The 10,207-nt window shown below is 57.6% G+C and carries 11 protein-coding genes; 4 read left to right on the forward strand and 7 right to left on the reverse strand.

Features of this window, described 5'->3' with window-relative positions:
* Positions 1-3 precede the first annotated feature (3 nt).
* A complete protein-coding gene (locus NW849_RS02405) occupies positions 4-936 on the reverse strand; it encodes a bifunctional riboflavin kinase/FAD synthetase (RefSeq protein ID WP_414355748.1) in 933 nt (310 codons plus the stop codon).
* A 33-nt stretch (positions 937-969) separates the two neighbouring features.
* Positions 970-1,455 (reverse strand): CGLD27 family protein, encoded by a 486-nt coding sequence (locus NW849_RS02410; protein WP_414355749.1) that lies wholly within the window; start codon positions 1,453-1,455, stop codon positions 970-972.
* Positions 1,456-1,639: 184 nt separating this feature from the next.
* Here NW849_RS02410 and NW849_RS02415 point away from each other — a divergent pair, with 184 nt between their 5' ends.
* Both NW849_RS02415 and hpxZ read left to right on the forward strand, forming a co-directional pair.
* The gene (locus NW849_RS02415; RefSeq protein ID WP_414355750.1) at positions 1,640-2,656 is read left to right on the forward strand and encodes an FHA domain-containing protein; all 1,017 of its coding nucleotides are present in this window, start codon (positions 1,640-1,642) and stop codon (positions 2,654-2,656) included.
* Positions 2,657-2,805: 149 nt separating this feature from the next.
* Positions 2,806-3,243 (forward strand): oxalurate catabolism protein HpxZ, encoded by a 438-nt coding sequence (gene hpxZ, locus NW849_RS02420; RefSeq protein ID WP_414355751.1) that lies wholly within the window; start codon positions 2,806-2,808, stop codon positions 3,241-3,243.
* Here the strand turns inward: hpxZ and NW849_RS02425 are convergent.
* Positions 3,195-4,307, reverse strand: coding sequence for an ATP-dependent 6-phosphofructokinase (locus NW849_RS02425; protein ID WP_414332294.1), 1,113 nt, complete (start codon positions 4,305-4,307; stop codon positions 3,195-3,197). The genes hpxZ and NW849_RS02425 overlap by 49 nt on opposite strands.
* Before the next feature lie 491 nt (positions 4,308-4,798).
* On the opposite strand from NW849_RS02425, the gene NW849_RS02430 reads away from it, so the two are divergent.
* Positions 4,799-5,158 (forward strand): pentapeptide repeat-containing protein, encoded by a 360-nt coding sequence (locus NW849_RS02430; RefSeq protein ID WP_414355752.1) that lies wholly within the window; start codon positions 4,799-4,801, stop codon positions 5,156-5,158.
* A gap of 29 nt (positions 5,159-5,187) precedes the next feature.
* Here the strand turns inward: NW849_RS02430 and coaD are convergent, their stop codons facing one another.
* The 4 genes from coaD to bchB all read right to left on the reverse strand — a co-directional run bounded on the left by coaD (position 5,188) and on the right by bchB (position 8,678).
* A complete protein-coding gene (coaD, locus tag NW849_RS02435; protein ID WP_414355759.1) occupies positions 5,188-5,667 on the reverse strand; it encodes a pantetheine-phosphate adenylyltransferase in 480 nt (159 codons plus the stop codon).
* Positions 5,668-5,687: 20 nt separating this feature from the next.
* Positions 5,688-6,023: a divalent-cation tolerance protein CutA gene (gene cutA, locus NW849_RS02440; protein ID WP_414355753.1), complete on the reverse strand. Its 336-nt coding sequence runs from the start codon at positions 6,021-6,023 to the stop codon at positions 5,688-5,690.
* A 61-nt stretch (positions 6,024-6,084) separates the two neighbouring features.
* Positions 6,085-7,089, reverse strand: coding sequence for a UDP-glucose 4-epimerase GalE (gene galE, locus NW849_RS02445; RefSeq protein WP_414355760.1), 1,005 nt, complete (start codon positions 7,087-7,089; stop codon positions 6,085-6,087).
* A gap of 56 nt (positions 7,090-7,145) precedes the next feature.
* On the reverse strand, positions 7,146-8,678 hold the full coding sequence (gene bchB / locus NW849_RS02450; protein ID WP_414355754.1) for a ferredoxin:protochlorophyllide reductase (ATP-dependent) subunit B: 1,533 nt from the start codon (positions 8,676-8,678) through the stop codon (positions 7,146-7,148).
* Positions 8,679-9,337: 659 nt separating this feature from the next.
* Here bchB and NW849_RS02455 point away from each other — a divergent pair.
* Positions 9,338-9,640, forward strand: coding sequence for a Mo-dependent nitrogenase C-terminal domain-containing protein (locus NW849_RS02455; protein WP_414355755.1), 303 nt, complete (start codon positions 9,338-9,340; stop codon positions 9,638-9,640).
* Positions 9,641-10,207: the final 567 nt, after the last annotated feature.

Here is a 10,207-nt window from a genome sequence, read left to right on the forward strand (position 1 = left end):
CCCCTACACCATACCCACTTGCTCAGCCAAACCCAATTGCTGGCGGGCTGTTTGGCAATCTTGCTGAATTTGCTGAATCAAATCTGCCACCGTGGGAAATCTCCGCTCTGGGCGGATAAAGCCCCGTAGCGCCACCCGCACCTCTTGCCCGTAGAGATCTCCTGTCCAATCCAATAGATGCACCTCGACGGTGTGCTGTAAACCGGCAAACGTGGGCCGATGGCCAATGTTCATCACCCCAGGTAGAGCTGCCGCAGCAGCAGGCACATCCACCCAAACGCTGTACACCCCATCGCGGGGCAAAAACTTCTCCGGAGGCAAGCGGAGGTTGGCGGTGGGAAAGCCCAGTTGTCGGCCCCGCTGATCCCCTTGCACCACTTCTCCCGTTAGCCGGTAAGGACGACCCAAGAGCGCTTCGGCGGTGGACACCTCCCCAGTCGCCAAGGCAGCTCGAATGCGAGAGCTGCTCACCCGTTCCCCGTTCAGTTTCGCCTCCGGGATCACCTCCACCGGAATGCAGCGCTCGGATCCCCAAGCCTGGAGCGTTTGGGCGTTGCCGGAGCGACGGTGACCAAAGCAAAAATCCCAACCGACGCTGAGATGGCGAACGCGCAGGCCCTGTTCAAGTACCGTTTGGATAAACTCTTGGGGGGGCTGGCAGGCAAATGCAGGGGTGAAGGGGAGCAGTACCACCTGCTCAAAGCCCATTTGCGCCAACAGATCCAGCTTTTCGGCAGGGGGAGTGAGCAACAGCTGAGGCCGCCTCGTCAAGACTTCCTGGGGATGGGGATGAAAGGTGAGGACAGTACGTACCCCCTGAAGAGAATCTCGAATCGGCTGCAGCACCTTCTGATGGCCCAGATGCAAGCCATCGAAGTTCCCGATGGCCACAGCGGTGGGTCGCAAGGTTTGAGCCAGATCAGAAGTGATGTGCACTGTCCGGGATCCTAAAAACAGCCAACCAACTGCCTACCCCAGAGGCCACAGCAGGGCCACCAACCCACTCAGGCCCACCACGCCCCACAAGCTCCGTCGCAGGCGCTGCAACACAGGGTCGATCTGATAGCTGACGATCAGCCGATGCTGAGCCAGCTCCTCTTCTGACTTGGCATACATCGCCCCATCGTACCAGCCACTTTCTTCATAGGGAATCTGGGCTTGTACCAAGCGCCGCCGCACATAAGCCCATCCCAAGTAGAGATGGAGCAACACCAGGCCGAGCAAGACATTGGCCCCCAGCACCGACCCAGAGACAAAGTGGCCCCAATCTCCGGCAAAGCTGCTCCAAACCAGCGGGGAAACCGCCAGCACAACAGCTCCCCAAACCCCAAAGATTCGTTTTAAGTAAGGGATCCACCCCAAAGCAGGCCAGGAAAAAGGAAAGGCTTCCCTCAGCTCTGCATATTGCCGGAGCGGCTGTTGCTCAGCGGGAATGGGATGGAAGGGATCCAGCATAGACCTTAACGTATCTACACAAAATGATATCGGTCGGGTTGGCCCCCCGCCAAGCCTATCCTCAGACCTCCATCTCTCGACGAAGACAGCCTAGAAATCCAGCCCAGGCATCTTCCCGATCAACCGAAGGGGAGCGGGGTATCGTATTTATTGAAGTGTGGTCGCGTCTACAACTTATCCCATCATGAGCGTCACGAGCGAATCTGCCGCCACTGCCGCACCCTATGTAGTCTTAAAAGAGCCGGATGGCAGCCAAAGAAAACACGTTCTCTCGGGAGCGACCGCTTGGACCCTAGGCCGTGATGAGGACAACGCCATCGTCTTGAGCGATCCCAGCGTTTCCCGCCAACATGCCCTGCTGCAATACCTCGACAACAACAGCATCTATCTCATCGATCTGGGCAGCCGCAACGGCTCGTTTGTCAACAATCGCCGCGTCAGCATTCCCACCCTGCTGCAGGATGGGGATCACCTCACCCTTGGACAATCCCAGCTGGAGTTCCACAGCGGATCCCTGGCCAGCTCGGAACCCAGCCCTGCGGCCAAACCTTCGGACACCCTGGTTTTACAAACCCGCTGGCTGATCTCGGTGGCGGTGGTGGATGTGCGAGGTTACGGACAACTGACTCAACAACTGGACGAGCGCCTGCTTTCCCAGGTGATGGGCGATTGGTTCCGGCGGGGTGGGGATATCATTCAGCAGTACGGGGGCACTGTCGATAAATACATTGGCGATGCGATTATGGCCGTTTGGTTCCATGTGCCCCAAGCCAACACTGCTTCTCTGGGCACGGAAGTGCCGGGAATTCACCTCGATGTGAAGTCGGTTTTGCAGGCCATAGCGAAGCTGTTTCAAATGACCGAGCAGCTGAACGGTGAGTTTCCGCTGCCTTCTCCCATTCGTCTGGGGGCAGGGGTCAACACAGGCTCGGCAATCGTGCGCCAGGTGGGCAACAACACCCGCCAAGAATATACGGCTCTGGGAGATACGGTGAATTTGGCCTTTCGCATCGAGAGCGCTACCCGCACCCTCAACGCCGACCTGGCGGTCAGCCAGGACACCTATACCTGCTTGGCCAAACAGCTGGGGCAGGCAGCCGCCTGCTTCTCCCATCAGGCTGTGGAGCTGAAGGGGTATGCCCACCGCCATCAGGTGTACTACTGCGATGTGCGGTCTTTGCAAGCCGTTCTCAGCCCCTAGACTTGGATCCGACTACCCGGAGATGTCTTGCCGCTGTCTGCTGTCTGACAGAGCAAGGTGGGGGATCCCGCTGTTCTTTTAGAACCTCCTGCTGCTCCTTGAGCCGATAAGATGGCAAGGCCCATTTCGACTGCATAAGAGCCTGGCCCATGACTCTGGTCAATCGCCCCGAGGTGGTGGCAGAGCTAACCGAACTCTACCATCAGTACGAAGCTGCCCTGACGAGCAATGATGTGCCCACCCTGAACCGCCTGTTTTGGGATGGCCCCCAGGTGGTGCGCTTTGGTGTGGGGGAAAATCTCTACGGGGGAGACGAGATCAAGGCTTTTCGCCAACGGCGTCCTCCCACGAATTTGGCCCGCGAGATGCTGCGTTTGCAGGTAGTCACCTTTGGGGAAGATTGCGGCTCGGTCACCCTAGAGTTTCGCCGCCTGGTGAACGGGATCCCTCGCTTGGGCCGCCAAAGCCAGATGTGGTACAGGTTCCCCGATATCGGCTGGAAGATCGTCTCTGCCCACGTGTCCTTTTTGCCGGAAGATCAGGGGGAAATGCTGCGCAAAAGCTGCGGATCCACCTCGCCCACGTAGGTATTCAGCCCAATGGCCGTGGCGATCAAAGCCCCATCCACCTCCACCCGCCGATACTGGGAGATGGCCTCTGCCAGGGGCACATCCACCACCCGCCGATTTTGCCAGGCCACCATGCGGTCGTATTTGCCTTGGGCGATCAAGTCCACAGCAGCCACCCCAAAGGCTGCTCCCAGCAGGCGATCCAGAGGAGAAGGCGTACCTCCCCGCTGCAGGTGGCCCAAAACCATAACCCGGGTTTCGATGCCGGTGCGCAGGGCGATCTCATTGCCGATGTAATGGCCAATGCCGCCGTAGAGAGACTGCCCCAGGCTGTTGGTGTGGGTCACCGGCTCCCCCGACTCGGTGCGAACCGCCTCTGCCACCACCACAATGCTGAAGTTATTGCCTCGCTCTTTGCGGTCGCGGATTCTTTTGCAGACATTCTCCAGCTTGTAGGGAATTTCCGGGATCAAAATCACATGCGCCCCCCCGGCAATGCCAGCGCTGATGGCAATGTGGCCAGCATCCCGCCCCATCACCTCCATGACCATGACTCGGCTGTGGCTGATGGCCGTGTAGGTGAGCTGATCTAGGGCTTCCACAGCCACGCTCAGAGCTGTGTTGAACCCCACCGAATACTCGGTGGCACCGACATCGTTGTCGATGGTCTTGGGGATCCCGACAAAGTTCCAATCCCCCTGCAGGGCCAGTTGCCGGAGAATGGCCAAGCTGCCATCCCCCCCCACCCCGATCAGCGCATCCAACCCAAGCCGGTGGTAGCCGGTGATCACCTCTGCCGAGCGATCCACCAAGCTGCCATCGGGCATAGGGTAGGCGAAGGGGTTGCCTTTGTTCACGGTACCCAAGATGGTGCCGCCGTAGCGCAAAATGCCGGAAACCCGCTTCACATCCAGCAGCTCCGCCTCCACCGGTCGAGCCATGAGCCCTGCCGTCGCATCTTTGATGCCATAAACTTCCATGTCGTAGTCGCGGGCCCGCCGCACCACCGCTCGAATCACGGCGTTGAGGCCGCCACAATCGCCGCCGCTGGTGAGGATCCCGATTCGCTTACGTTTGGGCATAGAGCTCTAGTTAAAGAAAGGTGAACATCCTGAACAGAGATAAGGGTCTATATCGCTTGCAGAGAATCCCTACTCAATCGCAAACTACGGATGTGATCCAGTCGATCATTATCCCAATTATCTTGGTTCAATCAGCTCTGGAGAAACACCTTCTGGTTGGGGGAGTGCTGAAAAAGAAGAAATTGAGGGATCCATACAGCCCAGCAAGATCAGGTCAGCTTGCGTTCCCGGTGGGGTTTGGGGTTGGCGATCAAGCCCAGCCGTTAAGTATTCTTCACAAAAAGAATTAAGAAACATTGCCGCACAAGCTGCCGATTAGGAAAGCCTTCGATATCTCTGAGGATAGATCTTTTCAATCAAAAAGACTTGGGGGCAACGATCCACTCAAAAACTGAAATTATTTGTTAAGCAGGGATGATCAAAACCTGGTCAACCCGATGATAGGGATGAGGATAGAGATAAGGCATCCAGTCTGATTTGGGAGCAGTACCATGACTCAAACCATTGCCCAGTGTGCTCTACAAGGGGCCTCAGAGTTGCTCAGCCGCTACCGGCAGGGAGAGCGCCATTTTCCCCAGTCCTGCTTGGAGTATGCCTTCTTGAGGGGGGCCGATCTGCGAGGGGCCAATCTCGAGGGATCCGATTTGCATGGGGCTAACCTGCGCTACGCCAACCTGCGGGGCAGCAATCTGGCGAAGGCTGATCTGCGCTGTGCCGACCTGCGCTATGCCGACCTTGAGGGAGCCTGCTTGGAAGGGGCCAATTTGAGGGGATCCCTCTACAATCACAGCACCTGCTTCCCGGTGGGGTTTGATCCGGTGACGGCAGGGATGCAGCCCTTTGAATTTTGATTGGGGAAGGAGAGGGGATCCCTGAGCCCTCAGGCCGGGGGAAAGCGCTCCCGCAAATCTCGAATCACCGGAGCGGGCACCAGGTGATCGATGGGGCCGCCCAGCTTGGCGACTTCCTTCACCAGGCTGCTGCTGACAAAACTGTGCTCGCTGGCGGTGGCAAGGAACAAGGTTTCCAGTTCGGGAGCCAAAAGCTTGTTGGTGTGGGCCATTTGCAGCTCCACATCGAAGTCCGACAAGACTCGCAAGCCGCGCACGATCACCTTTGCCCCCCGTTGGCGGGCATAGGCCACCGTCAGACCTGAAAACGTATCAACTTCAACATTTTTGAGATGGGCTGTGGACAGGCTAATCTGGGCCTGCCGCTGCTCGGGGCTGAACAGAGGGGTTTTGTTGGGGTTTTTCAAGACGGCGACGATTACCTTGGAAAAAAGACGGCTGGCCCGCTCGATAACATCGAGATGCCCAAGGGTAATGGGGTCAAAGCTGCCGGGGTAGAGGGCGATCATGGCCAACTGTGCACTATTCCCTAGCCTACCTGGTCGCGGGCCCACGCCAAATAGGTTGTGCTCACCAAGTTGGCCGTCAGGGCCAGGATCTCGGGCTCAGCGTAGGGGTGCAGCTCTCGCAGCCGTTGTTCCAGGCGGGGGTAGGCAGTTGCGGGCAATTTGAGCAGGATGAGGAACTCGGCATCGGCCTGCAGGGATCCCTGCCAACGATAGTAGGACGTGATCCCGGGCAAGACCTGGGCACAGGCCACATAACGTTCGGCCACCAAGGTATGAGCCAAGCGATGGGCCTCGGCTTCGGATCCCACTGTGGTCATGACAACCGCGAGGGTATCGGGTGTGGTCTTATCGTCCATGCGGGGCAGTGGTTAACCAAGCGGTTCCTCCCTATCCTATCGCCCGCCAAGTTAGACGCTCCTAGCTCAACGGGGGCCTAGATTTGCCGAAATAGGGCCGCTTCTGGTGCCAGCGCCAGGCAGTTTGAATGATCTCGGCCAGGTCGGTGTAGAGAGGTTTCCAGTTGAGATCGCGAAGGATGGCGCCGGCATCGCCCACCAAGCGCGGGGGATCCCCAGGTCGACGTGCTCCCATTTGCACCGGGATCCGCTTTCCGGTCACGGCTGCTGCGGTGGCAATGACCTCTTTGACGGAAAAGCCTTGGCCATTGCCCAGGTTGTAGGCTGCTGGTACGGGTCGGCCAGAGGCCAGCGCTTCTACCGCCAACACGTGGGCTTGAGCCAGGTCGGTGACGTGAATGTAGTCGCGGATACAGGTGCCATCGGGGGTATCGTAGTCATCTCCAAAAACCGTGATGTGAGGACGTTGGCCGCCGGCGGCCTCCAACACCAAGGGGATCAGGTGGGTTTCCGGGTCATGGGCCTCCCCAATTTCACCATCGGGATCGGCTCCGGCGGCATTGAAGTAGCGCAGGCTAATGGATCGGATCCCGTGGGCAACCTGGAAATCTTGCAAGATCTGCTCCACCATTAGCTTGCTCTGGCCGTAGGGGTTGATGGGACGTTGCGGATGACTTTCGGGAATGGGAATCCGCTCTGGCACCCCATAAGTGGCACAGGTGCTGGAGAACACTATGTAAGGGATCCCGTGATCCCGCATGGCCTCCAACAAACTCAGGGATCCGGCCACGTTGTTGCGGTAGTATTTGCCGGGATCCTTGACCGACTCGCCCACATAGGCATAGGCAGCAAAGTGAATCACCCCTTCTGGGCGATAGTGCTGGATGACTTGATCAAGCCGCTGGCGGTCGGCGAGATCCCCAATCTCCAACGGCCCCCAGCGAACTGCCCAGGGGTGCCCGTAAACCAAGTTGTCGTAAGTGATGGGCAGATGGCCAGAGGCCGCCAGAGCTTTGCAGGTGTGGCTGCCGATGTAGCCCGCCCCGCCGGTAACCAGGAGACGCATAGGCAAACGTCAGATGGAAGATCCCACCCAGGGTAAAGGTTGTCAACGGGATCCCTTCAAGCTCCAAAAGCTTCTTTGGCGGCGTACATGACCTCCACACTGATCTCGGTCAAGCCTCGTTCGCGGGCAAATTTTTCGGTGTTGCGTTTAACCTTGCCGCGCACAAAGCCGGGCACCTTGTTCAGCTCCGCCTGGGCTTCCCGCGTCCAGACGAGGTCGGAATCGGCGCTCAGGCTCTTGTGGATTGCCTCTTTGGTGTCGTGGCCACCGAAGATCTCCAACAGGTGATCTTCCATGCCCAGGGTAAAGGAGTTGTAGATCAAGTCCACAATTTGGTTGGCGCCCTCGTAGCCCAAAAAGGGCCGGTAGCCGATAGGGAAATCCTGTACGTGGATGGGGGCCGAGATGACCCCACAAGGGATCCGCAGCCGTTTGCCCACATGCCGCTCCATCTGGGTGCCGAAAATCGCAGCAGGTTCCGCCTGGGCAATCGCATCCGCCACGCGGGTGTGGTCCTCCGTCATCAAGACCTGATCGCAATACCCTCCCACCTCTGCCTGGAACCACTCTCCATCGTAGGTGCAATAGCTGCCCGCCCACACCACGTGGATCCCCATCTCGCGGGCCAGGATTTTGGTGATGGCCGCCGCGTGGGTGGAATCCCCGAAGACCACCGCTTTTTTGCCGGTTAGGTTTTGGCAGTCGATGGAGCGGGAAAACCAGGCCGCTTGGGAAATGTGCAGGGTTTGCTCCTGGATGTAGGCTTCGTAATCGACAGGGATCCCTTGCTCATTCAGGATCTTCTGGATCTGGCGGATGAAGCGGGCCGTTTCCACCACCCCCATCGGGGTGATCTCGATGGAAGGCGTGCCAAACTCCTCCTGCAAGTAGCGAGCTGTCATCAGCCCCAGCTCCCGATAGGGCACCACATTAAACCAGGCCCGCCCCAGGTGCTTGAGATCGTGGACGCTGGCTCCCTGGGGGATCACCAGATTGAGATCGATATCCAGATCCCGCAGCAGCACCTTCAGCTCCCGCAGATCATGGGCATTGTGAAACCCTAGGGTGGAAATGCCAAGGATGTTACAGGAAGGCCGCTCCGTCTTTTGGGGCAGGCCGTCTAACTCCCCGCTTTTGCGAGCTTTGGTGATATAGAACTCCACAATCTGCTGCAGGGTGCGATCCGCTGCCTGCAATTCGTTAACCCGGTAGTGGTTGACATCTGCCAGCACCACATCGCAGCGACTGGCCAACTGGGCCTGCCGGACAAAGTGATGCAGATCTTCCTGCAAAATGCTAGAGGTGCAGGTGGGGGTGACGACGATCAGATCCGGCTGCTCCTCGCCGTCTTTGCGGACGATGTTGCGAATCACCTTTTCGTCGGATCCCCGCGCCAACACCTGCCGGTCAACGACGCTGGTGGTTACCGGAGTAAAATCCCGCTCTCGCTCCAACATGGAACGCATCACGTTGAAGTAGTCGTCCCCAAGGGGGGCGTGCATGATGCTGTGAACATTTTTGAAAGAACTGGCCACCCGCAGCGTGCCGATATGGGCAGGGCCAGCGTACATCCAGTAGGCCAATTTCATGGGCAGCCTCTCATCAAATAAAAAAAGACAAGGACAAGATCGGTGATCCCAATCCACCGCCGGATGCGCACCCGCTGGGCATCTCTCCTGGAATTGTAGAACGCCCAGCAGCCGGGATCCCTTGACCGTTATCGTCCTTAACTCCCAACTCAGATGCTCTCAAGGCAAACTCGATCAAAAGAAAAACAACCACGACAAGGCAACTGCAATTACGGGGATCCCTCTACTCCGCCCAAAGGGCTTGTTCCATCCTAGAAATAGGAGCGATGGATACCCATCTGGCTCCAGAGCCCAAGCTGAGGAACTTCAGGGATCCTGACAGGGAATCGGCTGGTGGACAAGAGCAGAGGAGTTTTTGTATTTTTCGTTACATGTTAACTTTTGGAGACAAAACATGTAGCTCTACAACGTTGAGCAGAGATTCTTGTTTACAGAAGCAAGCTTTCCGTTGGAGAAGGCAGACTAACAGAGGGAAGAGAGATGGCTAATGTTTCCCTGAATACAAGCTCGACACAGAGAATTGTCGATGGCTAGTAATTTTGCGCGCCGTAACCGACCAAAGGCTGCTGCTTCTTCAAAGGTTGAGGTGAAAGCTTATGGGTTCCACAACGATTTCTTGGCAACGTGCTCGCAAAGCTCCTCAGGAGCTGCCTGGTTCCATGACTTCTGTGCTTTTCAAGTCCACGGGTCGCCTGCGCGACTGGTTGCAGGCTCCGTTGCGTCCCATTCAATCGGCTATGGATAACTTTAGCATCCGCGATCCCCGCTTGGCCCACTTCCTTTGCCGGTGGATCCCGGCCCGCTGTCCCTTCGAGCGAGATGTGGTGTTGTTTGGCCACAAGGTGATGCATATTCCGCCCATGTGCAAACTTAACCCCTTCTACGACCAGGTGGTAGGGCTGCGCTTCCGGGCTTTGTCGTTTCTGGCAGAACGGGGGGAAGACATTAGCCGTTATGTGTAGGATAGGGGAACGCGGTCAATTCTGGCGGGGATCAGGATTGGGGCAACTACATTTTAGTAGTTGCAAATCCTCAAGCAACTGGGGTATGTCTGCCTAGATAATGGAGTCTGGATAATTGAGTTATAGTCGCTTCAGGTTAGGGTGAGACGCCCAGGCCATTGAGAGAAGCCTTCTGGCTCTATGAATTCAACGTTTTGGGTGCGGGTGCAGTGTCCTAGTTTGAGCGGAAACCAAGGACTCCGTCCCGCTGTCGCGAGGGGATGTGACACCACTTGCCCATTGCTGTCGGTGTAGAAGCTGGCCAGACCCACATCCAACCCCACTACCTGGCCGGTGTACCCTGCCTGCTCTACCCACACCTAAGGCCTTGAATGCACCTGATCGTGGGGCCTTTCTTGGCAGCCCAGGCATCTCGCCCTAAACTGAAACGGCTATGGATGCAACTTCACTGTTGCCGCCAGGGAAACAACAAGAAAATCCCCCAGCATTCGCCAGGGGATCGTCTGCTTTTGTCAAGCCGTCAGGTCAGACCATCAGCCACGCACCGCAGGCGCCACTTCCACCGCC

Source organism: Synechococcus sp. R55.3 (genome assembly GCF_047461975.1).
Lineage (GTDB): Bacteria > Cyanobacteriota > Cyanobacteriia > Thermostichales > Thermostichaceae > Thermostichus.